Below are 23,386 nucleotides of genomic sequence, written 5' to 3' on the forward strand. Positions count from 1 at the left end.
CAAGGAACATGCTGAGGTCGGCTTGATATCGCCAAAGGGACCAGATTCAGTAAAGCCATGGCGGGCGTATCAGACCCGCCGTTCCCGATGCGCGGGGATCGGCGGGCCCGAAGATCACTGAAGGGCTTGCGTGATCGCGGCCTGATCCAGCCCGGCCTGACCGATGACGACAAGCCGCGCGCCGCGCGGGTCGCCGCCCAGCGGACGGTCGAAATAATGATCGACGCGGGGTCCGACGGCCTGAACCGTCAGGCGCATCGGCTTGTCTGTGACCGAAGCGAAACCCTTGAGGCGCAGGATGCCGTGGTCGCGGATGACATCCGCGACCTTGACAGCGAAAGCGGCGGGGTCGGTGACTTCGGGGGCGTCGACGATGAACGACTCGAAAGCATCATGGCCGTGTTCGTGATGGTGATCGCCGTGATCATCAGGGTGGTCATCGTCGTGATGATGGTGGTGATGATGCACTTCGTGGCGGGCGGAAATGTCGTCCTCCGCGCCTTGGCCCCGGCCCAGCAGCACATCGGCGGGCAGCGCTCCCATGGTGGCGGGGACGACCTGCACGCCCTCGCGCGCTTCTGACTTCAGGCGGGCGACCAGCGGCGCGGTGCCGTCGCCCAGCAGGTCGGATTTGTTGACAACGATCATGTCGGCACAGGCGACCTGATCGGCGTAGAGCTCGGACAGCGGCGTTTCGTGGTCCAGGCCGTCGTCGGCGGCGCGCTGGGCATCGACACGGGCGATGTCGGCGGCAAAGGTTCCGGCGGCCACAGCGGGTCCATCAAGTACCGTCACCACGCCGTCAACGGTCACGCGGGTCTTCAGGCCGGGCCAGTGGAAGGCGCGCACGAGCGGCTGCGGCAGGGCGAGGCCGGAGGTTTCGATGACAATGTGGTCGGGCGGCGTCTCGCGGTTCAGCAGCGCCTCCATCGTCGGGATGAAGTCGTCGGCGACGGTGCAGCAGATGCAGCCGTTCGAGAGTTCCACCACGTCGTCATCGGTGCAGTTTTCGATGCCGCAGCCCTTGAGGATGTCGCCATCGACGCCGAGATCGCCGAATTCGTTGATGATGAGCGCGATGCGCCGTCCGCCGGCGTTTTCCAGCAGATGACGGATGAGGGTTGTCTTGCCCGCGCCCAGGAAGCCTGTGACGATGGTGGCTGGGATTTTGGTTTGCATGGCAGGGCCTCGTGGCAGCGGAAGTGAAGAATGTGACAGAAATGGAAAAGATCGTCGTCTGTGGCGGATGCCGTCCGGATCGGACGGCAGGAATGGTGGCGACACTGCGCGAAGCGGTGCCGGATGCTGTGGTCGAGGTGGCCGCGTGTCTGAACGCCTGTGGCCACCCCGTGTCGTTGGCGTTTCGCGCACCGGGACGCGCCGCCTATCTTTTTGCCCAGGCCGATCCGCAGGATCAGGCCGCCGAGATCGCCGCCTTTGTCAGGCTGTGGCGGGCCGCACCCGGTGGTGTCGTGACGGATGCACGGGCTTGCGGTCGACTTCGCACAATGCTGCGCGGTTGTATCCCGGCCTAGACTTTTGGCTTCATACCGCTGGTGACCGTATCCACAGCCACCCCGCAGCCGCCCCCAACACAGCCCAGATCGCCGCCGAGACTGCCAGCACGCGGGCCGCGAACTGCGCTGACAATTCGGGCGGGCTGACGCCCAGATAGGTATCCAGCGTCGGTGCGCCGACGATATGGGGCAGTGCGATGGCGACTGCCCCTGCGAAAATGGCAAGCGGGCTGCGTCCGAAAGCCAAGGCCGCCAGACCACCGGCGGTCAGCACGACAGTGGCGGCCCACCAGATTTGTCGCGCCTGCAAATCGGCGGCGATCGTGCCGGGCAGTTCCGGCGCAAGTCCCATGGCGGGGGCCAGTGTGACCGCCACAAAGCCCGCCATGCCCCAGATCGTCCCCTTGCGGGCGTCGATCCGGTGACCGGAACGGGACGCAAGCGCGAACCCCACCATGAGCAGGATCGCAAAGCCGATCCATGACACGAGGTTTATCGCCAGGGTGCCCGCATGGCGCGCGACGTCCTCAGCGATGATGCCGGGCGATCCGGCGATGGATTTCGGGTCGCCGGTCCCGAAATGCACACGGGCGCCGGTCTCGTAAAGCTCCCCTTCCAGCAGAAGGGGAACGACGAATGTCAGCTGAAGCAGAACGGCAAACAGCCCTGCGATCAGCCCGGCGATCAATCCGCCGGTCAGCACATGTCTGGTCATATTCGGATCAGATCAGTGGCAGGGAAAGGCCAGCGCGTGGCGCTGATCGTGGGCCATGTCGTGCATGACCGCAGCCTGGCTGAAGCTTGCCACGAACAAAAGGCCCAGGCCCAGCAGTGCGGCGAAGGTCAGGCCTGCGGCATCGCGGACCTGCGGAAGGGCCGATGTGGTCAGGGTCTGGGGCGTCATAATATATCTCCTTCTTCCCGTCACACCCGACGGGATCACGGTTTCATGGTGCAGGGCTGGTCTCCTGGCTTACGGGTCGATGGTACGGGCCGCCTTCCCAGGTTTCCCCAGTGGCATATGGCCCGTTCCTCTCCGCATACAGTCGCGGGGGGCGGCTGCGGCTTTGGGTTCCTGATTGGATCCCCCTTACCGCATTCCCATTTCAATCCCCTTGGCACTTGGGTGCATCGGGGAACCTTGCCATAGGGTGATGCGCCGCACGACCTGCGCCCGTCAAGCGCGATTGCGCCCTTTGTGGGTCATGATGCGACCCCAGATGTGGGATGCCCAGTGCATATGTTGTGGAGAACTTGCCTAAAGGGCCCCAAATCCTGCGGTCAGACCTTGACGTGCCCGCCGGGCCGGGCGGAAAATCCGGTATGCGGTTCTCTCGCCTTCGCCTGAACGGGTTCAAATCTTTCGTGGACCCTACCGACCTCGTCATTGCCGACGGGCTGACCGGCGTCGTCGGTCCGAACGGCTGCGGCAAATCCAACCTTCTGGAGGCGCTGCGCTGGGTCATGGGCGAAAACCGCCCGACCGCCATGCGCGGTGGCGGAATGGAAGATGTGATCTTTGCGGGCGCGTCCTCCCGTCCCGCGCGCAATTTCGCCGAAGTGACACTGGCACTGGACAACGCGGACCGGACCGCGCCCGCCGCCTTCAACGACGCCGATGCTCTGGACGTGGTGCGTCGGATCACGCGGGATGCCGGGTCGGCCTATAAGCTGAACGGCAGAGATGTGCGGGCGCGCGACGTGCAGATGCTGTTCGCCGATGCCTCGACCGGGGCGCATTCCCCGGCGCTGGTGCGACAGGGACAGATTTCCGAGCTCATCAACGCCAAGCCGCAGAAACGGCGGCGTATTCTGGAAGAGGCCGCCGGGATTTCCGGTCTCTATCAGCGACGGCATGAGGCGGAGTTGAAGCTGAACGCGACCGAGGGAAACCTGACGCGCGTCGACGATGTGGTCGAACAACTGGCCACGCAGCTGGCGTCGTTGGCCCGGCAGGCGCGGCAGGCGGCGCGGTATCGCGAAATCGGCACGCAGTTACGGCATGCCGAAGGGCTGCTGCTCTATCGCCGCTGGCGCGAGGCCGAAGAAGCGCGGGCAGCGGCGGATGCGACGCTGCGCACCCGCCTGACCGAGGCGGCGGCGGCGGAACGGGTCGCGGTCGGGTCCGACACGGCGCGTCAGGCGGCCGAGGAAGCGATGCCGCCGCTGCGCGAGGAGGAGGCCGTGGCGGGTGCCGTTCTGCAGCGGCTGACCGTGCAGCGCGACACCCTGGCCGAGCGGGAACGGCAGGCGCGGGCGATGATCGAAGGGCTGGAGGCACGAATCGCGCAACTGATCGCGGATGCGGCCCGCGAAAGCACGCTGAACCGGGACGCGGGCGAGACGATTGCCCGGCTGGTGGCGGAACAGGCGGAATTGATTGCCGCCGCGGACGGCGAGGGGGCGGCGCAGACCGGGGCACAGTCCGAAGCCGAGGAGGCCGCGCGGGTTCTGTCAGCGCGCGAGGGGGAGTTGTCGACGCTGACCGAAGATCTGGCGCGGCTGTCGGCGCGGCACCAATCGGTCACCCGGATGGCCGACGATGCCGACAAACGCGTGTCGCGGGTGGAGTCGGAGGCCGAAGCGGCGCGCGCGCAGGCCGATGCGGCGCGTGCAACCGTGGAGGAGGCGACGGCGCAGGCACAACAGGCCGCCGCCGACCAGAGCCGTGCGCAGGATGCCGCGAGTGCTGCCGAAGTTGCCACGACCGAGGCGGAAACCGCACGCGAAGCGGCGCAGGACGCCGAAGGCCATGCCCGCACCGAGCGGGCGGAGGCCGAGGGCGTGGCCAGCACACTGGGTGCGGAGGCAACGGCACTTGCCAAGATGCTGACCCGTGACACCGGAGAGGGCGAGCCGTTGCTGGATCGGCTGACGGTGACTCCGGGGTTCGAGGCAGCCTTGGGCGCGGCCTATGGCGACGATCTGCGGGCGTCGGAAATCGGCGCGGGCGACGAGGAGGAGGCCGGCTGGGCCATGCTGCCGCCCTATGACCGGGTGGCCGGGTTGCCGGACGGGATCGAACCGCTGGCCCGCTTTGTCGAATCGCCCGACGTGATGGCACGGAAGATGGGGCAGATCGGACTGGTCTCGCCCGATGAGGCGGCGCAGATGCAGCCCCGTCTGCAACCGGGGCAGACGCTGGTCTCGACTGATGGCGACCTGTGGCGCTGGGACGGGTATCGTGCCTCGGCCGATGCCGCGCCGTCGTCGGCGGCCCTGCGTCTGCAACAGGTGAACCGGCTGGCGTCCCTGCGGCAGGATCTGGAGGAGGCCGAGGCGCGCGCCGATGGAACGCGCGCCGCGCATGATGCGCTGGTCCTGACGCTGACCCGTCGCAAGGAGGCCGAGGCGCTGGCCCGCGATACACGCCGCGATGCCGATCGTGCGCTGACCGATGCGGGCCGTCGTCTGGCGCAGGCGGAAGGCGCGCGGGGGATGGCTGCGTCTCGGTTGGAGACGGCGCAGATGGCCGTTGCGCGCTTCGAATCCGAGATGCTGGAAGCCCGTGAAGCGCAGCGTGAGGCGGCAAGTGCACGGCGCGATCTGGCCCCGCTGGACGAGGCCCGCGCAGCCCTGGAGACGATCCGTACCACGGTCGAGGCCGCGCGCATCGCAATGATGGCACGCCGCGCGCAGGCCGATGAATTGATGCGCGAGAGCGAGGTGCGGGCACGGCGGTTGGCGCAGGTCGAGAAGGATCTGGCATCCTGGCGGCTGCGTCTGGACAGCGCTGACAAACGGCTGGCCGAGCTGACCGAGCGGCGCAGGGCCTCGGAGGCGGAGCTGGCTACGGCGCTGGTGATGCCCGACGATCTGGCGCGGCAGCGCGACGATCTGGCCGCTGAAATCGCGAAGGCCAAAGCGCGGCGCGCGCAGGCGTCGGATGCATTGGCGACGGGCGAGACGACGCTGCGCAACGCGCTGCAATCACTGCGGGATGCCGAGCGGCTGGCAGGCGAAGCGCGGGAGGCGCGGGCCCGGGCCGAGGCGCGAATGGATGCGGCACAGGAAACCCTCGCCTACGCCGAGGAGCGTATCGCGGAGGCGTTGGACTGCACACCGGCGGAGTTGTTGACCGCATTGGATGTGGACCCGGACGCCCTGCCGCCGGTCGAGGGGATCGAGACGCAGGTGAACGCGTTGAAACGGCAGCGCGATGCACTGGGGGCGGTGAACCTGCGGGCCGAAGAGGACGCGGCGGAGGTTCAGGGCGAACATGACCTGCTGGTTGCGGAGAAAGCCGACCTGGAACAGGCCGTGAGCGAATTGCGGGCGGGCATCGCGTCCCTGAACAAGGAGGGACGCCAGCGTTTACTGGATGCCTTCGAGACGGTGAATGCGAATTTCTCGACCCTGTTCCGGCACCTGTTTCAGGGCGGCGAGGCCAAGCTGGAACTGGTCGAATCTGACGATCCGCTGGAAGCCGGGCTGGAGATCATGTGCCAGCCGCCGGGCAAGAAGCTCTCGACGCTGAGCCTGTTGTCAGGGGGCGAGCAGACACTGACGGCACTGGCGCTGATTTTTGCGGTGTTTCTGGCGAACCCCGCGCCGATCTGCGTTCTGGACGAGGTGGATGCGCCGCTGGACGACGCCAACGTCACCCGGTTCTGCGATATGCTGGACGAGATGACGCGCCGGACCAATACGCGTTTCCTGATCATCACGCACCACGCCGTCACCATGGCGCGGATGGACCGCCTGTTCGGCGTGACGATGGTCGAACAGGGCGTCAGCCAACTGGTGTCGGTCGACCTGAAGAAGGCCGAGGCTCTGGTCGCCTGAACGCGCGCCTGATCCGGGGCGAATGCTGTTGCGGAAGCACCGCTGATCCGCGATGGCATGGAACGAATGTCGGTCCTGCGGATTGGCCTGCGTCGGACCGCGTTAGGAACCCCCCCATGATCATCAATATCGAAGCTGCCCTGTCGTATGACTTCCCGGAGGCGACGGATCTGTTGTTGCAGGTCGAGGTCGCCCGCATGGCCGGGCAACTGGTCGAGGAGGATGCGCTGTTGACCACGCCGGTCGATGACTTCGTGCGCATCGGCGGCGAGGCGGCCCTGGGCACCCGCGCATGGATGCGGGCCGAAGGGCGGTTGGATGTGACCTACAGGGCGCGGGTCTCGGTCAATCGGCCCGATCCGATGCTCGACGATCTGGTCGCCAGCGCGCCACGAACCATGACGTCCGAGGCGACATCCTTCCTGATGCCGTCGCGGTATTGCCCGTCCGACGAATTCAACGCTTTCGTCATGGCCGAGTTCGGGGAGATTTCGGGCGGGCCGCTGATCATCGCGATGCGCGACTGGATCATGGAATCGTTCACCTATGTGCCGGGGTCCAGCACGGCAGCCACAACGGCACGCGAAAGTTTCGTCAAACGTCAGGGGGTCTGCCGCGATTATGCCCACGTGCTGATCGCGCTGTCGCGGGCGGCAGGAATACCGGCCCGCATCGCGTCGGTCTATGCGCCCGATGTCGACCCGCCCGATTTCCACGCCGTGGCCGAAATCTGGCTTGAAGGCGCATGGCATCTGGTCGATGCGACGGGCATGGCGCGGGCCAGCGAGATGGTGGTGATCGGAGTCGGTCGGGATGCGGCGGATGTATCCTTCCTGACGAGCTTCGGTCAGGCCGACATGCTGACGCAGACGGTGAATGTGCGGCTCGGCTGAAGGTTCAGACCAGCGCGTCCCATCCGAAATCGGCGCGCACGGCCTGCGCGTCCGCAGGCTTCAGTCGTGCACGGTTCAGTTGCACCAGCTTGCGGTCGAGTTTGCCGATTTTCTGTCGATGGTTCTCGCCTGTGTTCATCACGTAGAATGCCGCCGGGAACGGCACCCGCGTTAGCGGCAGGCCCAGTGCCGCGGCACTTTTGCGGAAGTCGCGGTGCCCAGGCCGGTAGAAGTGGCATGCGACGTGCTCGAACCCGCGGTCGGTACGGAAATCGACGTAGATGGCTGCACTGGAGCCGCATTGTGCGATAAACGGGCGGCGCAGCGGCGCCCACGGGCGGCGGGATGTAAGGACGCCGACGTCGCCGGTCTGCGCGTTGATCATGTAACCGTCGCGCAGCCAGTAGCCGCGTCCATTGTGATCGCGCCGCATCCACCCGACGAGATCGGGGTGGATCACATCGTCCGCGTCAAACGCAAAGAGATAGCCGTCCCCTTGCATATGGTCGGGCAGGGCATGGCAGAGGTATTCGACCTTGGGTTTCTTGTCGAAGCCTTCCACTGCCTGTTCGAAGGGCAGAAACCGGACACGGTCGTCGAAGTCGATGCCCTCGGGGCGGTCCTGCGAACAAATGAGCAGTCGCCAGTTCGGGTCTGTCTGCGCGCGCAGCGAAGCCACGGCGCGGGCGACGGTTCGGCTGACCGTGCCCCAGTCGTCGGCGAAGGCGCGTGACATGAGCGGGGCCGCGAAGACGACGAGGGGGTCGGACGAGACGGGCATGGGCCGGTAGGACTTTTTCCAGGCGGCAGCCCCGATATGGCTGTCGGCGGGGGCGATGTCGGTCATGGCAGTCCTGTCCCGGTCAATGTCATCGTCGCAAACCTGAGCGCGACCTTGAAAAGCTCGATCATTACGACCAGCAGCAGGGCACCGAACCATGTCCGCCATAGAACGGCAATGGCGGCGTCGATATCGTCTTCGTCAGCCTGTTTGCGTCCCGTCGGGTTGACCCAGGGAAAGTCCTGCATCCGGCTGCCGTAGCTGCGCGGCCCGGCCAGGGCGAGGTCCAGCAGGGGGGCAATCGCCGCTTCGGGCCAGCCCGCATTCGGGGAGCGGTGCTGCCGCGCGTCGTTGGGCACACGGTGCCAGTGGCGGAGGGCGAAATTGGATGCGAGAATGAGCAGGGCCGTCAGGCGCGCGGGGACCCAATTCATTACATCGTCGAGCCGGGCGGCGGCCCAGCCGAAGTCTTCATGCCGAGGGGTTCGGTAGCCGATCATACTGTCGGCGGTGTTGACGACTTTGTAGATCAGGATGCCGGGTAAGCCGCCGACAACGAACCAGAACGCGGGGGCCACGATGCCGTCGGACAGGTTCTCGGCTGCACTTTCGATAGCGGCGCGGGCAATCTGATCTTTGTCCATGTCCGATGTGTCGCGGCCGACGATTCTGGCAACGGCGATGCGCCCGGCCTCGGGGCTTTCGCGCAGGGCGGTGGCGACGGCACGGACATGCTCGACCAGGCTCTTTTGTGCCAGCAGAACGGCGACGACGATTATTTCCAGCAGTCCGAAGTCGGGCAACGCCGCAATGATCCAACCCAGAACGAAAGCGATGACCACCAGCAGGGCAATGGCGAGAATTCCCTTTGAGCGGCGCATCCCACCCCTGTTCAGCCGGTCGTCCAGTGTATCGACGGCAACGCCCATCACGATTGTAGGATGTTTGACACGCGTCCAGAGCCATTCCGGTTCCCCGAAGATAGCATCGAGGATCATGGCGACGGGCAGGATCATGCAAGTGCCTTTTCCAGTTGATTCCACGCGTTCGGATGCGGCAGACCAAGGCGTAACCACTTATCAGAGTAGGGAAAAACCCGGCTCCAGATGTTGTTCTGCGCAAGATGGTCCTGCATCTTCCTGCAGTCGCCTACGTCATATAGCCGGAACAGGTCGGTGCCTCCGACAAGTGTTCCGTGTCGCGCCATCAAGGCGTCCAGTCGTATGGCATCGGCATGCAGAAGGGTTCGGGTCGTTGCAGCCCATTCGGTATCGCTGAGGGCTGCGGCCCCAATGGCCAGCGCGGGGCCGGAGACGGGCCATGGACCAAGGGCATCGCGCAGCGGAGTCAGCGTGTCAGGATGACCGATGGCGAAGCCCAGACGCAGGCCGGCCAGTCCCCAGAACTTGCCGAAACTTTTCAGGATAACGCGGTTCGGGTCGGTGGCTGTCTGGACATGCGATGCCTCGGGGCAGACGTCGCAAAAGCTTTCGTCGATAATGGTCAGTCCGTCGCTGAATTCGTCGGACGACCAGAGCCGTCCGTCCGGGTTGTTCGGATGCACCAACACGCGCGTCGTTCCATCCGGGTCGATCTTCCGGCCGGAGATCCGAAAGGCGGCGGCATGCTCGTTATAGGTCGGGGCGGGAATATCGACGGGCCCTGCAGGCGCAATCAGCGGTAGTCGCGCGATCAGGGCGGACGCGCCGGACGCGGCAAGGATGTCGGCTGTGTCCGGCACGGCCCAGAAGTCGCGGGCAGCAGCGGTCAGCGCCTCCTGTGCATCGCGATCCGGCAAGGTGGTCCATGCGTGGGCTGGCAAGTCGGGAATTGGATAGGCCACCGGGTTAATCCCGGTCGACAGGTCGAGCCATGTTTCCCGCGCCCCGCCCCAGCGGGTACACGCGGCGTCAAGGCCACCACCATGATCCCGCAGGGGCTGCCCGCCTGGCATGTCAGATTACTCTGTCAGGGGCGGATGGCGCGTCACGAAATGCCCCTTGATCGCTACTGGCCATTCGCGGAACGGCACTACGCCCGTATCCGTCGCTGCATGCATCGCTGCATAGTCCACGATGCCCTGCGCCGCCTCGTTTGTAGGGTCGAACCGGCCGAGGGTATAGGCCATCTTGCCGGTCGATTGCAGCGTGATGTTGCAGGCCCCGGAACATCCCATCAGGCAGGAATGGCGCCGCGTGGACACATTGTCCACGTTTGCCGCGGCGGCTTCGATCAGGCTGGCCAGTACCTCGCCGTCGGTCGCACCTGATGTGGCATTCCAGTCGTCGCGCTTGCAGGTGTCGCAGATGGTGATCGTAGTGGTCATGAAAGCTCCGGTTGGTGTGGCTTCTTGCGGCTTGCCACCGATAGCCCGGTCATGGCTTTGGGGCAATCGGAGAGGGGTCGGCGTAGGTTCGCCGAGGGTCAGACCGGGTCACACGAATTAACCTCCCGTTAAGAAATCGGGCGCAAGATTACGCAAGGGAAGGGGTTCCTGTGCGGCCAGACCGCGAAAGGTGACGTCATGTTCAGACCCGGAAGGATGATTTTGGCCGTTGGCCCATGTTTTCGCAGTCATCGCGCGTTTCTGCGGGCAAGACAGGCATTGCGCGAAGAAGGAATGCGTCTGTTTGCGGCCCACAGCCAGGATGAAGCCGCGCTCTGGCTTTGCGAGGCGGCCCCGGCGGTCGTCCTGATTCACCTGGGTCTTGCAGATGGCAGCCCCCTGGCGGTCGCCGACTTCTGCGACTATCGCCGCCCCGATGCGCGGGTAATCCTGCTGGGCGGCGGGGGATTGGCTGCGGACGGATCGCTGTTCTGTCACGTCGGCAACGCGGCGGCCATTCTGCCCGCGCAGATCGAGGCGTCGGATCTGACCGCCCTTATTGCATTCCATGCGGGTGCCCGGCGCGAAGTCGCCTGACACTCTGACCAGATTTTCAGGTCATGAACGACCGGTCGCATCCCGCCCGTGCGGGGCCTGCCAGTCCAGAATCGGATTGATCGGGATGATCCTGTGCGGATTGATGCTACTATGGCTGCAATGATAATGCCGCACGATGTGGGCCATATTCACGGTGTCCGCGATGCCCTGATACTGGAACATTTCGCGCGCATAACCCCAAAGGTTCGGATAATCGATCAGCCGCCTGCGATTGCATTTGAAGTGCAGGTGATAGACCGAATCGAACCGTACCAGCGTTACAAACAGCCGCCAGTCGGCCTCGGTCAGCCGATCCCCTGTAAGATAGCGGAGCCGACCCAACAGGTCCTCCAGCCAGTCGAGCGCCCCGAACAGCGTCGTGACCGCCTCGTCATAGGCGGTCTGGGTCGTGGCGAACCCCGCCTTGTAGACCCCGTTGTTGATGTCGGAATAGACGCGCGCGTTGATGCGGTCGATCTCGGGGCGCAGCTTTTCAGGATAGAAATCCCGATCGTTGCCGGTCAGCCCGTCGAACGCCGAATTGAACATGCGGATGATATCCGCGGATTCGTTGGACACGATGGTGTCCGTCGCGGTGTCCCACAGGACCGGCACCGTCACGCGGCCCGTTACGTCGGGTTTCGCGCGGACATAGATGTCGCGCAGGAACGGCAGGCCGAACAGGCGGTCGCCGGTTGTTCCATGGTCGTCGGCCTGGAACGTCCAGCCGTCGGACAACATGACGGGATGCACCACGGACACTTGGATCAGGTCCTCAAGGCCTTTCAGCTTGCGAAAGATCAGCGTGCGGTGCGCCCAGGGGCAGGCAAGCGAGACATACAGATGATAACGCCCGGCCTCGGCTTTGAAACCGCCTTCGCCCGACGGGCCGGGGCTGCCGTCCGGTGTGATCCAGTTGCGGAACCCCGCGGTCGCACGGACGAACTTGCCGTCGGCCGGTTTCGGATCGTACTCGATATCATGCCATATGCCGTCGACAAGCTGTCCCATTGAACCTCTGCGATATGCGGAATTGTTGGGATATTATTCAATCGGCACGACAAATATACCCCGTGTCTCGCGCAGGGACTGCGCATGGATGAACCATTCGGTATGGAACCTGGCCGCCGCGAGCTTAATCAAATGTGCCTGCGACCCGCGCGCACAGCATGAACGCCCGCGCCGTGCGGGTATCTGCGAATCGGACAATTTCGCCGTCTGTGGCGATCTTTGTAAAATCGGCAAAAACCCGGTCGAAGGTTCGCAGGAAATGATGGACGGCATCGCGAAAGACGGCATCGTCCTTCATCCGCCCTGCCGTCAGGGCCAACGACGAGCGGTCCCGGATGCCGCCCAGGGCCGCGACATCCGACCCGTGGGTGCCCTCGGCAAAGGCACGCCACAGCACCGCGTCTGCGCGATGAACCGTCAGATCGTCCATGTAGATGCCGTCCTGCGCCAGTAATGTCAGCAGGTCCTGCGCGGCGGTGACCAGCTGCGCGGTGCGATGATGTTTCAGAGCCGACCGCAGAACGCGGAAACCTTCGGCATCGCGTTCGTTCTCGGGAAAGTTCATCGCGCGGATGAAGTCGTCGGGCGGCAGAGCTTCGTCTTCGGGTTCGGTGTCCAGTGCCAGCGCCGGTTGAAGCAGCAATTGCGGAAGGGGCCGGATGGGCGCGCTCAGAATAGCGTCGGGCGCTTTCGGGCGGTGCAGCGACGCGACTTCGGCCCCAAGAACGGCTTGCGCGCGCGCAACCTGTTCGATCTGCGTGCCAAGATCGCGCTTCAGCGTTGCGGCGTCGGCCGCCTGCTGGTCGAGATGGCTGAGGCGAATGGTATCGATCGCGGCCTGCAGGCGCGCGCTTTCCTCGCGCATTGTCTGGGCAGTACGCGCGACGGAAGCGGCGACCCAGATCAATGCGACGGGCAGGAAAATGCCCAGAACAGCTATCATAAAGCCGGACGGATTGCCGCGTATCAGGCGGCCTTGGTCGTCGTCCAGCGTCAGAAAATACCAGCCGACCAATCCCAGCCAACCAAGGCTGAGGACAAGCGCCGTGATCTCGATCATCGAAATACCAGCGTTCTGTCGACCCCCGCGCGTCCGGCGACGGTTGGGGCCGCGCGATGTTGTGGCTGACATCGCCTTACTGGCCGTCAGGGGCGCTGCGCCAGTCTGCGAGCCAGTCTGCGGGCCAGTCTGCGGGCCGATCTGGGGGGCGTCCGACATCCGGCTATTTGAAGACGACAGAGGTGATTTCGTAGCCGCGCGTGCCGCCGGGCGTCCGGACCTCGACCGAGTCGCCCTCTTCCTTGCCGATCAAGGCGCGGGCTAGCGGCGACTTGATATTCAGAAGGCCGTTTTCGATATCCGCCTCCTGCTCCCCGACAATCTGATAGGTTTTTTCGGCGTCGGTATCCTCGTCGACAAGCATCACTGTCGCGCCAAACTTGACGGTGCCCGATAATTTCGCGGGGTCGATGACGTCGGCCAGTGAAATCAGGCCCTCCAGTTCCTTGACACGACCTTCGATGAAGGAATGCTTTTCGCGCGCGGAATGGTATTCCGCATTTTCCGACAGGTCCCCATGTTCGCGGGCTTCGGCGATGGCGGCGATGATCGCGGGACGCTCGACGGATTTCAGATGCTTCAATTCAGTCTGAAGGGCAGTCATGCCCCTTGGCGTCATGGGAAATTTTTCCATGGATATTCTCCTGCCGGGGAGACTGTTCCGCCCCGTTGTTCCGTGTTGGAGGCAAGACTAGCAGGGGCGTGGACAGGTGCAACAGGTGTGGAATGAGCGGGCGGCGTATCTGCCGCGCTATGTCGCCACTTGGCGTCAGTCGGTGCGGGCGATCCCGACCTCAACACTGCCGGACAGGGTCACGGCGGATTGTGGTTTGTCTTCGACATCAGACGGGCGGACGGGGGCGCCATCGACGCCGCAGGCCGTCAAAAGGAAAAGAACGGGAAGCAATCGCAATGTCATTTCAATCTCTCTTGCCAGAGCGCGACCTGCGCGCGGACATTGGCGGGGGCGGTGCCGCCATATGACGTGCGCGACGCGACCGAATTATGCACACCCAGCACGCCGAATACACCTTCGGTGATCCTATCGTTGACAGACTGCATCTGCGCCAGCGTCAGATCCGGCAGGTCGATGCCCGCATCTTCGGCCATCTTGACCAGCGCGCCGGTGGCATGATGCGCATCGCGGAACGGCAAACCGGCTTCGCGCACCAGCCAGTCGGCCAGATCGGTCGCGGTCGAGAACCCGCCCGAAGCCGCCGCCTCCAGGTTGTCCTTCTGCGCCGTCATGTCGCCCACCATGCCGGTCATCGCGGCCAGCGCCAGCATCAGGCTGTCTGCGGCGTCGAAGACCTGTTCCTTGTCTTCCTGCATATCCTTGGAATAGGCCAGCGGCAGCCCCTTCATCACCATCAGAAGCGCTGTCTGCGCTCCGAAGATACGCCCGATCTTGGCGCGCAAAAGCTCGGCGGCATCCGGGTTCTTTTTTTGCGGCATGATACTGGACCCGGTCGTCCAGCGGTCCGACAGGCGAACAAAGCGGAACTGGGCCGAGGACCAGATCACCAGTTCCTCGGCCAGACGCGACAGGTGCATCGCGCAGATCGTGGCCGCGCCCAGAAACTCCAGTGCGAAGTCCCGGTCCGATACGGCATCCAGCGAATTGGCCGACGGTCGATCAAAACCAAGGGCCTTTGCCGTCATGTCGCGGTCGATGTCGAAGCCGGTTCCCGCCAGCGCGGCAGCCCCCAGCGGGCTTTCGTTCATCCGCTTGCGAGCATCCTCAAAACGCGACAGGTCGCGGGCGAACATTTCGGTATAGGCCAGCATGTGGTGGCCCCAGGTCACCGGTTGCGCGGTTTGCAGATGGGTAAAGCCCGGCATCACCCAACCGGCCCCGGCCTCGGCCTGCGACACCAGCGCCGTCATCAGTCGGGGCAGGGCGTCGATGGCGGCGTCACACTGGTCACGCACCCACATGCGAAAATCCAGTGCCACCTGATCGTTGCGCGACCGCGCCGTATGCAGGCGACCTGCGGCGGGGCCCACGATCTCGGTCAAGCGCGCCTCGACGTTCATGTGGATGTCTTCGAGCGCAGTCGAGAACCGGAACGTGCCGCCCTCGATTTCTGACAACACCGTAAGAAGGCCTTCCCGGATCGCGTCGGCATCCATCTCGGTGACGATACCCTGCGCGGCCAGCATCGCGGCATGGGCCCGGCTGCCTTCGATGTCCTGTTTCGCCATGCGGCGGTCGAAACCGATCGAGGCATTGATCGCCTCCATGATCGCGTCCGGGCCTTCCGCGAACCGGCCGCCCCACATCTTGTTCGAGCTGTTATCGGACGACTTCGACATGGAACGCCTCATGCTGTGGAAATTATGCCTGACGCTATACGGACTTGCCTTGACGCTCGCTACCCCCGGTGCCGTATCGCGGCGGCGGGGGTCATCACATGGCGGTGCGGTCGCGCCGCAGTGCAGCGGTTGCGCACGCAGCAGACACATTGTAGCGCTCATATGAAATATCACGCAACATTATGTCTCGGAGCCGTTCCATGAGCTTTCGCACACAACCCGCCCCCGTCGCCCGCCCGAACCGCTGCCAGCTCTTCGGTCCGGGGTCGAACACTAAGCTCTTCGCCAAGATGGCGGCGTCCGATGCGGATGTCATCAACCTCGACCTCGAAGATTCGGTCGCGCCCTCCGACAAGGATACGGCTAGGTTGAATGTGATCGAGGCTATCGGTGCGGTGGACTGGGGTAAGAAGGTTTTATCTGTTCGGATCAACGGCTTGGATACTCCGTACTGGTATCGCGATGTCGTCGATTTGCTGGAGCAGGCGGGTGCGCGGCTGGACCAGATCATGATCCCCAAAGTCGGCTGCGCTGCGGACGTCTATGCGGTCGACGCCCTCGTCACCGCCATCGAGACGGCGAAGGGCCGCACCAGACCCGTCACCTTCGAAGTCATCATCGAAAGCGCGGCCGGCCTCGCCCATGTAGAGGAGATTGCCGCAAGTTCCCGCCGTTTGGTCGCCATGTCGCTGGGAGCCGCGGATTTTGCGGCCTCGATGGGCATGCAGACGACCGGCATCGGCGGCACACAGGACGACTATTACATGCTGACCGAAGACGGGGCGCGGCATTGGTCCGACCCCTGGCACTGGGCGCAGGCGGCCATCGTTGCGGCCTGTCGGACGCACGGCGTTCTGCCGGTCGACGGACCCTTCGGCGACTTCTCGGATGACGAGGGATACCGCGCACAGTCGCGCCGGTCGGCGGTTTTGGGCATGGTCGGTAAATGGGCCATTCACCCTAAGCAGATCGCCCTGGCCAACGAGGTGTTCACCCCCTCCGACGCCAAGGTCGCCGAGGCGCGCGAAATCCTTGCTGCGATGGAAGAAGCCAAGGCTGCAGGGGCAGGCGCGACCGTCTACAAGGGTCGTCTGGTGGACATCGCTTCCATCAAACAGGCGGAGGTCATCGTGCGCCAATCCGAAATGATTGAGGATAATTGACCCTATTGCGCTTTGGACCTGGTAAGGTTCGATTCATGAATCGGTGAAAGGTTGGCCCTTGCAACACCTGCAAGGAACCCTGCCATGATCGAAATCGGCACATTGATGGACTTCTTCGGATCGCTTTCGATTCTGGGAATGCTGGCAATCTTCTATGGGTCAATCCGGCGGGCATTGCCGGGAACCTGGATCGCAGAATCGTTGCTGGGCATCTTGTTCGGTGTGGTTGCCGTGATGCAGATGAATGCCCCGTTCGAACCGATACCTGGTCTGATTATCGATATGCGAAATGTACCTATGGTGCTGGCGGGGGCCTTTCTGGGTGCGCGCGGGATGTTGCTTTGCATGGTTCTGGCAATTGCGGCACGCCTTCAGATCGGGGGAATCGGCGCTTTGGCCGGGGTTGCATCAATCCTGATCGCCGGGGCCGCTGGCGCATTCTGGAACGCGGCCACGGCCCGCAGGACGCGGGGGCCGCTGGCGATGCTGGGTCTGGTGATGCTGCTCAGCACGCATCTTGTTTCCGTGGTGTTTCTGCCGCTTGATGTTGCGATCTGGTTCATGGTGAATGCCGCGCCCATTCTTATCGTGTTATATCTGCTGTCGGTTCCCGTCGTTGCCGGACTGCTGGACAGGGAACGGCGTCAAATGTTGAAGGAGGCGGAACTTCGGCGCGCCGCCAATATCGGCGCATCAGACGGGCTGATGCCAAAAGAGGCGTTTGCATGGACCCTGGTGCAGGCATCGGTCACCGGAAGTCTGCGGGACGGAGCGAGCATCATTGCTATCGAATTGCGTCATCGCGGTGCCCTGGCGCGCATATGGGGGACTGAAGCCGACAAGATAGCCACAGCGGCTCTCAGTGCCCGATTGGACGCACTTGTGCCGGATGGCGGCATCGTTGGCTGGATTGGCCCCGATCAGGCAATGATGGCCATTCCCGCCATGTCCGACCGCGCAAAGACGGACTTCCTGATGCACATCCGTCGCGAGGTTTCATCCGATCCGATCCCGGTGCCAGGCATGGCGGCGATCCGACTTTCGCTGGAGCTTGACGCTCGCACCTATGATGCTGTTCCGCCTCTGGATCGCATTTTGACAGATATGAAGATCAAGAAAGTTGGCAAGGCTCAGATCATACCTGTCAAACGGAAGCGGGCAGGATTGGCCAAGCCAAAACGTTTTGCCGAAATGCAGACGCAGACAAAAACGGCGCGCCGAAGACGGGACGATCTTTTCGGAACCTTTGACCGCCTGCGCGAGGCAAGGTTTGGCCAGATCTAGGCGCTTCCACCCCACGATTTCTGGTTTTGAAGGGCCAGATTATCGGGCACTTCCAACGTGGCCAGCGCCCCATTCGGCACCGCGTTCGCCCGGACTGACCAGGCCCTAACTGACCAGGCCCGGACTGACCAGGCCCGGACTGACCAGGCCCATCACCCGCATCTGCAATAGCGGCCACAACGCTCCGCCTTTCCGTTTCCAGGCTTGCGACGTGCGGTGAATTGCGGCCTGCGCCATCTTGATATCAGCTTCCGCCGGCCAACGACCCACTGACCGACGACAGAACCTGTAGCGTGCCTTCCTTGGTCATGTGCCCGAAGTGCCGGATCGCAACATGAAACCGCCGCCGATCCCCGTGCGCCCGCACAGCGTTGAATTTTCGCAAGGCGCGCGATCGTCACGACCGTCTGATCCATACCGTCGATCCCCTTGTCCGGATTTTACTGGAACAGATTACGCCAGGAGAACTTGCGAGGTGCACTGGGTATAACTGTCATGGCATTGACTGCCATGTCCTGCGCATCAGGCGGGTTGCTGCGCTGTCAACGGAACGGCGTACGGCCCATGTGACAGACTTTCGGAATATCAACCATGATCGGAATTCGATGGTTCTCGGATGAGGACGGCCGCCTGGGGAAGATGCGGGCCAGACGGAACCTGCACATATCAGCACCTGCACAGTGCGAACGACAGGTTGCCGGCCTGTCCGGTCGTTGTTGCATCGCAGGCTCATGAACGCCATATCGGTGACGAAAGATCCAGGGGCCGGACATGACGCAGTATCTCGATTTCGAAAAGCCGCTCTCGGAAATCGAAGGCAAGGCCGAGGAATTGCGGGCCATGGCCCGCGCCGACGACAAGATCGATGTCTCGAAAGAAGCGGGACAGCTGGACGTCAAGGCGCGGGATATGCTGACGACGCTCTACAAGGGGCTGACCCCGTGGCAGAAAGCGCAGGTCGCCCGGCATGCTGACCGACCGCATTGCAAGGATTATATCGAGGCGCTGTTTACCGACTGGACCCCGCTTGCCGGAGATCGGAACTTTGCCGACGATCACGCCATCATGGGTGGCCTGGCCAGGATGGACGGCAGGTCGGTCATGGTGATCGGGCATGAGAAGGGTCACGATACACGCACCCGAATCGAGCGGAATTTCGGAATGGCCCGGCCCGAAGGGTATCGCAAGGCGATCCGGCTGATGGAAATGGCAGATCGCTTCGGGCTTCCGGTCGTGACGCTGATCGACACGCCCGGTGCCTACCCCGGCAAAGGCGCGGAAGAACGAGGTCAATCCGAAGCCATTGCCCGGTCGACACAGACCTGCCTGCGGCTTGGTGTGCCGCTGATCTCGGTCATCGTGGGCGAAGGCGGATCGGGTGGCGCGGTGGCCTTCGCGACGGCCAACCGGGTCGCGATGCTGGAACATTCGATCTATTCGGTGATTTCGCCCGAGGGCTGTGCCTCGATCCTGTGGAAGGATGCGGACAAGATGCGCGAAGCCGCCGAAGCCCTGCGCCTGACCGCGCAGGATCTTTTGAAGCTGGGGGTCATCGACCGGATCGTGCCCGAGCCGTTGGGCGGCGCGCACCGCGACCGCACCGCCACGTTGAATTCCGTGGGTCAGGCCATATCGGCTCTGCTCGGCGAATTCGACGGTCAGGATGCCGATGTCATCAGGACCGCTCGGCGGAAGAAGTTTCTCGGAATGGGGGCGAAGGGGCTGGCGGCCTGAAATCCAGGCCACAGACTTGTTTCCCGTCGGCCAGAGATGGGTCGCGTCCCTCCAGGCCTAGCGACGATAGACGCCTTCCGGCAGGTTCAGCGCCGTCGCCAGATCGCGCAACTGCCCCATCGTCAGTGTGATGCGGACAGGCAGATCGGTTCGCGGGTCGGCCTGGGTCAGCGTGATGCACTCCTCGAAGGCCGCGACGATCACATCCTCGGCGGGTTTGCGCCCCGGCTCGCCTTCGTCCACCAGGGTTATGATCGTTGCATCGAATTCGTGTTCGATCGAAAACATTCGCCGGACCTCCGCCGTTTCCGCACTGCAATGGCGTCCGTTATTGCATGTCCACCACTGACAAAGCGACTTGGTGAGCTATAACTTTCGTCAGACTATCGAACCATTCGGGAATATCCATGCGATCATCCATTCCAACGCTTCTTTTCACAGCGCTTCTGTCCGCCTGCGTGGCCGTCGAACCGACATCCACGAGGCCATCACCCGTTGCCACGTCTGCCAGCCCGGACCGGATATCCGAATCCACCGCCGCTGCGAATTTTCGGGCTGCCGTCGCGCGCGTTGAGCCGGTGGCCGAGAATTTCTGTCGCCAACGGACGTCCAATGTGAACTGCGATTTCCTGATCCGGATCGACCCGAACCGGAACGCGCCGCCGAATGCCTTCCAATCGCTGGACCGGTCGGGCCGCCCGGTGCTGACCTTCACACAATCGCTGATTGCGGATACCCGGAACCGGGATGAAATCGCTTTCGTCATCGGTCACGAATCGGCGCATCACATCGAGCAGCACATCGCCCGTCAGCAGCAGTCGGCGGCGACCGGCGCGCTTGTCGGGGGTCTCATCGCGACCGTGGCGGGGGCCAATTCGGCGACGGTGAACGAGATCAGCCGCGTCAGCGCCGGCGTCGGCGCGCGCCGCTACTCCAAGGAGCACGAGTTGGAGGCGGACGCCCTGGGCACCGTCATCACGGCCCGCGCTGGATTTGATCCGGTGCGCGGTGCGGCGTTCTTCATGCGGATTCCCGACCCGGGCGATCGTTTCCTGGGGACACATCCGCCCAACAGCGAGCGCATCGAGGTCGTTCGACGCACAGCGCCGGGTCTCTGACCACATCCGTATCGGAACCCCGTGTCTGACGTCGAAGTGACTGGTCGGCGGGGCGGCGGTTTGACAGGCAGGCGGGTATGAAATCGATTGTCCTCCTGTCTGCGATGCTGATGGCCATGGTCGTCGCGGCCGCGCCGGTCGCCGCCTGCACCGGCACGGAGACCTGCCAGCTTGGCGACCGGTCCTATTTCGTCCGGGAGCCGGACGGATGGGACGGGAAAAGCCCGCTGGCGGTTCAACTGCATTTTCACGGATGGGGACGCCAGGGACAGGTTTCCGCCCAGAGTCCACGCACCGGCGGAGCCGCCGCCGCCGCCGGTGTCCTGTTCGTGGCACCCGACGGACTGGGGCGCACCTGGGATTTTCGCAGGCCGGGGTCGCGCGACACGGCATTCGCGCAGGCCGTTCTGGCCGATATCGCGAAACGGTATCCCACGGCGGGGCAGCCGCTGATCGTATCGGGTTATAGCTGGGGCGCTTTGATGGCTGCGCGGTTCGCCTGCGACGGTGGCGCGCGGATTGATGCGCTGCTGTTGATTTCAGGGGCCTTTCCACCAGGAACCGAGTGTCAGGGCGCACCGCCTGCCCGCGTCAGCCATGTGCATGGCACGACAGACACCGTGCTGGACTTTCCTTATGGGCCCGATGGCGACGAAACTCAGGCCGTCGCCATGTGGAAAACATGGATGGGCTGTGGAGCCGTAGCTCGCCGCTATGACTGGAGGGCGGTGGAGTGGCTGACGCATGAACGTCACGAATGGGACTGCGCCCGCGGACTGGTGACGATGGACGTCCACTCGGCCGGTCATCTGATCCCGCGCGGCTGGGTTGCCCGCATTCTGCAGGAGGTCCTTGGGTGAAAATTATTCGCCGTTTTGAAACTCGGTCGACCCACCCGACGTGGCTCTGACATTGCAACAGATTGGAAACATCATGATCAGCAGGCGTTCATTGCTCACGACAGGTTCCGCGCTTGCTGCGCTGGCCGCCACTTCGACCCTTGGAGGCCGCGCGATGGCCGCGACCTTCCCGGTGACCTACACCGATGACGAATGGCGCGCGCGACTGACGGAAAATCAGTATCTTGTGCTGCGCCAGAACGCGACCGAGAGGCCGTTTTCCAGTCCCCTGCACGAAGAGATGCGCGAAGGTATCTATACCTGCGTCGGCTGCGATCAGTATGTCTATGATTCCAAGACCAAGTATTACAGCGACAGCGGCTGGCCCGCCTTCTACGAGGAAGTCGCCGAAGGCATCGAACGCGGCCCGGATCCCGTTTACGGAGAGATCCTGCCCGAAGTGCATTGTGCCAACTGCGGCAGCCACATGGGCCATGTCTTCAACGACGGACCCGAACCGACGGGCGAACGGCACTGCATCAACGGCCTGGGTCTGAACTTCATTCCGGCCTAGATGAACGCTCCTGAGCCAGCCGTCCCCACAAATCGTATTCGCTGGCCTCGTCAACCTCGACCGTGACGATGTCGCCGGGGGCCAGCGTCTCGAAACCTTCGTCAATGAACAGGTTGCCGTCGATTTCGGGCGCATCCGCCTTGGTGCGGCAGGTCGCGCCCTGATCGTCGATGCTGTCGACGATGACATCGAGCCGTGTGCCGACCTTCGCGGCCAGCCTGGCTGCCGAAATTGCCTGCGCCTTCTCCATGAAGCGCGCGAAACGGTCTTCCTTCACATCATCCGGCACATGGTCGGGCAGGGCATTGGATCGCGCCCCGGCGACATTTTCGTAGCGAAACGCTCCGACCCGGTCCAGTTGTGCATCATCCAGCCAGTCCAGAAGGGTCTGGAACTCCGCCTCGGTCTCGCCGGGATAGCCGACAATGAAGGTCGAGCGCAGCGTGATGTCCGGGCAGATACCGCGCCATTCCGCAATCCGGTCCAGCGTCTTTTCTGCGTGGGCAGGCCGCGCCATCCGACGCAACGTATCGGGGTGCGCATGCTGGAAGGGCACATCCAGATAAGGCAGGATCGACCCATCCGCCATCAACGGCACGAGGTCGCGCACGAACGGATAGGGATAGACGTAGTGCAGGCGCACCCAGGCCCCCAGCGACCCCAGATCGCGGGCCAGATCGACGATATGCGTCCCGGCCCCGGCGCGATCCTTCCAATCGGTGCCATAGGCCGAAGTGTCCTGACTGATGACCAGCAATTCGCGAACCCCGGCATCGACCAGCTTTTCCGCCTCGCGCAGGACCGCCTTCGCCGGGCGCGACTGCAGACGCCCCCGCATGTCGGGGATGATGCAGAACTTGCACTTGTGATTGCAGCCTTCGGAAATCTTCAGATAGCTGAAATGGCGCGGCGTAAGCGTCACGCCCGATGCGGGCAACAGGTCGACGAACGGGTCCGGCGATGGCGGCGCGACGCTGTGCACGGCATCCAGCACCTGTTCGTATTGTTGCGGACCGGTGACGGCCAGCACCTTGGGGTGCGCGCCGGTGATGTACTCCGGCTCCGCGCCCAGACAGCCGGTGACGATGACGCGCCCGTTTTCGCGCAGGGCCTCTCCTATGGCGTCCAGGCTCTCGGCCTTGGCGCTGTCGAGGAAGCCGCAGGTGTTCACGATCACCGCCTCCGCCCCGGCATAATCGGGAGAGATGGCGTATCCCTCTGCCCGCAAACGAGTCAGGATCCGCTCCGAATCCACCAGCGCCTTGGGGCAGCCGAGCGACACCATCCCGATTTTCGGCTGACCGGGGCGCGCATCGCCGGGCAGGACGGCGCGGGGGGCGAGGTCGGGGCGAAGTTCAGGCGGATTCTGGGACATACAGGCCACATAA

Annotated in this window: 24 protein-coding genes and 1 riboswitch; of the genes, 10 read left to right on the forward strand and 14 right to left on the reverse strand. The window is 63.8% G+C overall.

Going from position 1 to position 23,386, the window contains the following annotated elements; genetic code table 11:
• Nucleotides 1–114 precede the first annotated feature (114 nt).
• Entirely contained in the window at nucleotides 115–1,179 is a 1,065-nt protein-coding gene (cobW, locus tag BMY38_RS05870) for a cobalamin biosynthesis protein CobW (RefSeq protein ID WP_092760604.1), read from the reverse strand.
• Nucleotides 1,180–1,220: 41 nt separating this feature from the next.
• Here cobW and BMY38_RS05875 point away from each other — a divergent pair, with 41 nt between their 5' ends.
• Nucleotides 1,221–1,535 carry a DUF1636 family protein gene (locus tag BMY38_RS05875; protein ID WP_092760606.1) on the forward strand — a complete coding sequence of 105 codons (315 nt, stop codon included), beginning with the start codon at nucleotides 1,221–1,223 and terminating at the stop codon, nucleotides 1,533–1,535.
• Between the two features lie 10 nt (nucleotides 1,536–1,545).
• Here the strand turns inward: BMY38_RS05875 and BMY38_RS05880 are convergent, their stop codons facing one another.
• Both BMY38_RS05880 and BMY38_RS05885 read right to left on the reverse strand, forming a co-directional pair.
• On the reverse strand, nucleotides 1,546–2,232 hold the full coding sequence (locus BMY38_RS05880) for a CbtA family protein (RefSeq protein WP_092760608.1): 687 nt from the start codon (nucleotides 2,230–2,232) through the stop codon (nucleotides 1,546–1,548).
• A 12-nt stretch (nucleotides 2,233–2,244) separates the two neighbouring features.
• Nucleotides 2,245–2,421 carry a CbtB domain-containing protein gene (locus BMY38_RS05885; protein ID WP_092760610.1) on the reverse strand — a complete coding sequence of 59 codons (177 nt, stop codon included), beginning with the start codon at nucleotides 2,419–2,421 and terminating at the stop codon, nucleotides 2,245–2,247.
• A gap of 37 nt (nucleotides 2,422–2,458) precedes the next feature.
• Nucleotides 2,459–2,676: riboswitch (cobalamin riboswitch) on the reverse strand.
• Nucleotides 2,677–2,840: 164 nt separating this feature from the next.
• Here BMY38_RS05885 and smc point away from each other — a divergent pair.
• Together smc and BMY38_RS05895 are read left to right on the forward strand one after the other, a co-directional pair.
• Nucleotides 2,841–6,302 carry a chromosome segregation protein SMC gene (gene smc / locus BMY38_RS05890; protein WP_092760612.1) on the forward strand — a complete coding sequence of 1,154 codons (3,462 nt, stop codon included), beginning with the start codon at nucleotides 2,841–2,843 and terminating at the stop codon, nucleotides 6,300–6,302.
• Between the two features lie 116 nt (nucleotides 6,303–6,418).
• Nucleotides 6,419–7,195 carry a transglutaminase-like domain-containing protein gene (locus tag BMY38_RS05895; RefSeq protein WP_092760614.1) on the forward strand — a complete coding sequence of 259 codons (777 nt, stop codon included), beginning with the start codon at nucleotides 6,419–6,421 and terminating at the stop codon, nucleotides 7,193–7,195.
• A gap of 4 nt (nucleotides 7,196–7,199) precedes the next feature.
• On the opposite strand, the gene BMY38_RS05900 is transcribed toward BMY38_RS05895, so the two are convergent.
• Genes BMY38_RS05900 through BMY38_RS05915 form a run of 4 tightly spaced genes read right to left on the reverse strand, consistent with a single transcriptional unit; the run spans nucleotide 7,200 to nucleotide 10,302 of the window.
• Nucleotides 7,200–8,042 carry a glycosyltransferase family A protein gene (locus BMY38_RS05900; RefSeq protein WP_092760616.1) on the reverse strand — a complete coding sequence of 281 codons (843 nt, stop codon included), beginning with the start codon at nucleotides 8,040–8,042 and terminating at the stop codon, nucleotides 7,200–7,202.
• Nucleotides 8,039–8,992, reverse strand: a complete 954-nt coding sequence (gene cbiB / locus BMY38_RS05905; RefSeq protein ID WP_092760618.1) for an adenosylcobinamide-phosphate synthase CbiB — start codon at nucleotides 8,990–8,992, stop codon at nucleotides 8,039–8,041. The genes BMY38_RS05900 and cbiB overlap by 4 nt, the downstream gene beginning before the upstream one ends.
• Nucleotides 8,989–9,930: a threonine-phosphate decarboxylase gene (locus BMY38_RS05910; RefSeq protein WP_092760620.1), complete on the reverse strand. Its 942-nt coding sequence runs from the start codon at nucleotides 9,928–9,930 to the stop codon at nucleotides 8,989–8,991. The genes cbiB and BMY38_RS05910 overlap by 4 nt, the downstream gene beginning before the upstream one ends.
• A gap of 6 nt (nucleotides 9,931–9,936) precedes the next feature.
• Nucleotides 9,937–10,302 carry a DUF1636 family protein gene (locus BMY38_RS05915; RefSeq protein ID WP_092760622.1) on the reverse strand — a complete coding sequence of 122 codons (366 nt, stop codon included), beginning with the start codon at nucleotides 10,300–10,302 and terminating at the stop codon, nucleotides 9,937–9,939.
• Nucleotides 10,303–10,596: 294 nt separating this feature from the next.
• On the opposite strand from BMY38_RS05915, the gene BMY38_RS05920 reads away from it, so the two are divergent.
• On the forward strand, nucleotides 10,597–10,899 hold the full coding sequence (locus BMY38_RS05920) for a hypothetical protein (RefSeq protein WP_139204663.1): 303 nt from the start codon (nucleotides 10,597–10,599) through the stop codon (nucleotides 10,897–10,899).
• A gap of 21 nt (nucleotides 10,900–10,920) precedes the next feature.
• Here the strand turns inward: BMY38_RS05920 and BMY38_RS05925 are convergent, their stop codons facing one another.
• The 5 genes from BMY38_RS05925 to argH form a co-directional block, all read right to left on the reverse strand.
• On the reverse strand, nucleotides 10,921–11,910 hold the full coding sequence (locus BMY38_RS05925) for a glutathione S-transferase family protein (protein ID WP_092760626.1): 990 nt from the start codon (nucleotides 11,908–11,910) through the stop codon (nucleotides 10,921–10,923).
• 124 nt (nucleotides 11,911–12,034) lie between these two features.
• Nucleotides 12,035–12,970, reverse strand: a complete 936-nt coding sequence (locus BMY38_RS05930; RefSeq protein ID WP_245737507.1) for a hypothetical protein — start codon at nucleotides 12,968–12,970, stop codon at nucleotides 12,035–12,037.
• 163 nt (nucleotides 12,971–13,133) lie between these two features.
• A complete protein-coding gene (greA, locus tag BMY38_RS05935) occupies nucleotides 13,134–13,604 on the reverse strand; it encodes a transcription elongation factor GreA (RefSeq protein WP_092760628.1) in 471 nt (156 codons plus the stop codon).
• 135 nt (nucleotides 13,605–13,739) lie between these two features.
• Entirely contained in the window at nucleotides 13,740–13,889 is a 150-nt protein-coding gene (locus BMY38_RS17890) for an argininosuccinate lyase (RefSeq protein WP_139204664.1), read from the reverse strand.
• Complete coding sequence (argH, locus tag BMY38_RS05940) at nucleotides 13,886–15,286, reverse strand: argininosuccinate lyase (RefSeq protein ID WP_092760630.1); 1,401 nt, start codon at nucleotides 15,284–15,286, stop codon at nucleotides 13,886–13,888. The genes BMY38_RS17890 and argH overlap by 4 nt, the downstream gene beginning before the upstream one ends.
• Before the next feature lie 200 nt (nucleotides 15,287–15,486).
• Between argH and BMY38_RS05945 the strand changes: the two genes are divergently transcribed.
• The 3 genes from BMY38_RS05945 (at nucleotide 15,487) to BMY38_RS05955 (ending at nucleotide 19,467) form a co-directional block, all read left to right on the forward strand.
• Complete coding sequence (locus BMY38_RS05945; protein WP_092760632.1) at nucleotides 15,487–16,449, forward strand: L-malyl-CoA/beta-methylmalyl-CoA lyase; 963 nt, start codon at nucleotides 15,487–15,489, stop codon at nucleotides 16,447–16,449.
• An 84-nt stretch (nucleotides 16,450–16,533) separates the two neighbouring features.
• The gene (locus BMY38_RS05950; protein ID WP_092760634.1) at nucleotides 16,534–17,733 is read left to right on the forward strand and encodes a LytS/YhcK type 5TM receptor domain-containing protein; all 1,200 of its coding nucleotides are present in this window, start codon (nucleotides 16,534–16,536) and stop codon (nucleotides 17,731–17,733) included.
• A 771-nt stretch (nucleotides 17,734–18,504) separates the two neighbouring features.
• Complete coding sequence (locus BMY38_RS05955) at nucleotides 18,505–19,467, forward strand: acetyl-CoA carboxylase carboxyltransferase subunit alpha (protein WP_092760636.1); 963 nt, start codon at nucleotides 18,505–18,507, stop codon at nucleotides 19,465–19,467.
• Nucleotides 19,468–19,524: 57 nt separating this feature from the next.
• Here BMY38_RS05955 and BMY38_RS05960 read toward each other — a convergent pair whose 3' ends face one another.
• Entirely contained in the window at nucleotides 19,525–19,755 is a 231-nt protein-coding gene (locus BMY38_RS05960; RefSeq protein WP_092760638.1) for a DUF8831 family protein, read from the reverse strand.
• Nucleotides 19,756–19,874: 119 nt separating this feature from the next.
• Here BMY38_RS05960 and BMY38_RS05965 point away from each other — a divergent pair, with 119 nt between their 5' ends.
• The 3 genes from BMY38_RS05965 to msrB all read left to right on the forward strand — a co-directional run bounded on the left by BMY38_RS05965 (nucleotide 19,875) and on the right by msrB (nucleotide 21,998).
• On the forward strand, nucleotides 19,875–20,585 hold the full coding sequence (locus BMY38_RS05965) for a M48 family metallopeptidase (RefSeq protein ID WP_092760640.1): 711 nt from the start codon (nucleotides 19,875–19,877) through the stop codon (nucleotides 20,583–20,585).
• 77 nt (nucleotides 20,586–20,662) lie between these two features.
• Nucleotides 20,663–21,445 (forward strand): CE1 family esterase, encoded by a 783-nt coding sequence (locus tag BMY38_RS05970; RefSeq protein WP_092760642.1) that lies wholly within the window; start codon nucleotides 20,663–20,665, stop codon nucleotides 21,443–21,445.
• A 73-nt stretch (nucleotides 21,446–21,518) separates the two neighbouring features.
• On the forward strand, nucleotides 21,519–21,998 hold the full coding sequence (gene msrB, locus BMY38_RS05975) for a peptide-methionine (R)-S-oxide reductase MsrB (RefSeq protein ID WP_092760644.1): 480 nt from the start codon (nucleotides 21,519–21,521) through the stop codon (nucleotides 21,996–21,998).
• Here msrB and rimO read toward each other — a convergent pair.
• Nucleotides 21,985–23,373: a 30S ribosomal protein S12 methylthiotransferase RimO gene (gene rimO / locus BMY38_RS05980; RefSeq protein WP_175495781.1), complete on the reverse strand. Its 1,389-nt coding sequence runs from the start codon at nucleotides 23,371–23,373 to the stop codon at nucleotides 21,985–21,987. The genes msrB and rimO overlap by 14 nt on opposite strands.
• Nucleotides 23,374–23,386: the final 13 nt, after the last annotated feature.

This window comes from Jannaschia helgolandensis (assembly GCF_900109285.1).
Classification (GTDB): domain Bacteria; phylum Pseudomonadota; class Alphaproteobacteria; order Rhodobacterales; family Rhodobacteraceae; genus Jannaschia; species Jannaschia helgolandensis.

Bases quoted from the DNA above. Each gene is read 5' to 3' on its own strand.
- cobW (WP_092760604.1), bottom strand. From the start codon at position 1,179: ATGCAAACCAAAATCCCAGCCACCATCGTCACAGGCTTCCTGGGCGCG.
- BMY38_RS05875 (WP_092760606.1), top strand. From the start codon at position 1,221: ATGGAAAAGATCGTCGTCTGTGGCGGATGCCGTCCGGATCGGACGGCA.
- BMY38_RS05880 (WP_092760608.1), bottom strand. From the start codon at position 2,232: ATGACCAGACATGTGCTGACCGGCGGATTGATCGCCGGGCTGATCGCA.
- BMY38_RS05885 (WP_092760610.1), bottom strand. From the start codon at position 2,421: ATGACGCCCCAGACCCTGACCACATCGGCCCTTCCGCAGGTCCGCGAT.
- smc (WP_092760612.1), top strand. From the start codon at position 2,841: ATGCGGTTCTCTCGCCTTCGCCTGAACGGGTTCAAATCTTTCGTGGAC.
- BMY38_RS05895 (WP_092760614.1), top strand. From the start codon at position 6,419: ATGATCATCAATATCGAAGCTGCCCTGTCGTATGACTTCCCGGAGGCG.
- BMY38_RS05900 (WP_092760616.1), bottom strand. From the start codon at position 8,042: ATGACCGACATCGCCCCCGCCGACAGCCATATCGGGGCTGCCGCCTGG.
- cbiB (WP_092760618.1), bottom strand. From the start codon at position 8,992: ATGATCCTGCCCGTCGCCATGATCCTCGATGCTATCTTCGGGGAACCG.
- BMY38_RS05910 (WP_092760620.1), bottom strand. From the start codon at position 9,930: ATGCCAGGCGGGCAGCCCCTGCGGGATCATGGTGGTGGCCTTGACGCC.
- BMY38_RS05915 (WP_092760622.1), bottom strand. From the start codon at position 10,302: ATGACCACTACGATCACCATCTGCGACACCTGCAAGCGCGACGACTGG.
- BMY38_RS05920 (WP_139204663.1), top strand. From the start codon at position 10,597: ATGCGTCTGTTTGCGGCCCACAGCCAGGATGAAGCCGCGCTCTGGCTT.
- BMY38_RS05925 (WP_092760626.1), bottom strand. From the start codon at position 11,910: ATGGGACAGCTTGTCGACGGCATATGGCATGATATCGAGTACGATCCG.
- BMY38_RS05930 (WP_245737507.1), bottom strand. From the start codon at position 12,970: ATGATCGAGATCACGGCGCTTGTCCTCAGCCTTGGTTGGCTGGGATTG.
- greA (WP_092760628.1), bottom strand. From the start codon at position 13,604: ATGGAAAAATTTCCCATGACGCCAAGGGGCATGACTGCCCTTCAGACT.
- BMY38_RS17890 (WP_139204664.1), bottom strand. From the start codon at position 13,889: ATGACATTGCGATTGCTTCCCGTTCTTTTCCTTTTGACGGCCTGCGGC.
- argH (WP_092760630.1), bottom strand. From the start codon at position 15,286: ATGTCGAAGTCGTCCGATAACAGCTCGAACAAGATGTGGGGCGGCCGG.
- BMY38_RS05945 (WP_092760632.1), top strand. From the start codon at position 15,487: ATGAGCTTTCGCACACAACCCGCCCCCGTCGCCCGCCCGAACCGCTGC.
- BMY38_RS05950 (WP_092760634.1), top strand. From the start codon at position 16,534: ATGATCGAAATCGGCACATTGATGGACTTCTTCGGATCGCTTTCGATT.
- BMY38_RS05955 (WP_092760636.1), top strand. From the start codon at position 18,505: ATGACGCAGTATCTCGATTTCGAAAAGCCGCTCTCGGAAATCGAAGGC.
- BMY38_RS05960 (WP_092760638.1), bottom strand. From the start codon at position 19,755: ATGTTTTCGATCGAACACGAATTCGATGCAACGATCATAACCCTGGTG.
- BMY38_RS05965 (WP_092760640.1), top strand. From the start codon at position 19,875: ATGCGATCATCCATTCCAACGCTTCTTTTCACAGCGCTTCTGTCCGCC.
- BMY38_RS05970 (WP_092760642.1), top strand. From the start codon at position 20,663: ATGAAATCGATTGTCCTCCTGTCTGCGATGCTGATGGCCATGGTCGTC.
- msrB (WP_092760644.1), top strand. From the start codon at position 21,519: ATGATCAGCAGGCGTTCATTGCTCACGACAGGTTCCGCGCTTGCTGCG.
- rimO (WP_175495781.1), bottom strand. From the start codon at position 23,373: ATGTCCCAGAATCCGCCTGAACTTCGCCCCGACCTCGCCCCCCGCGCC.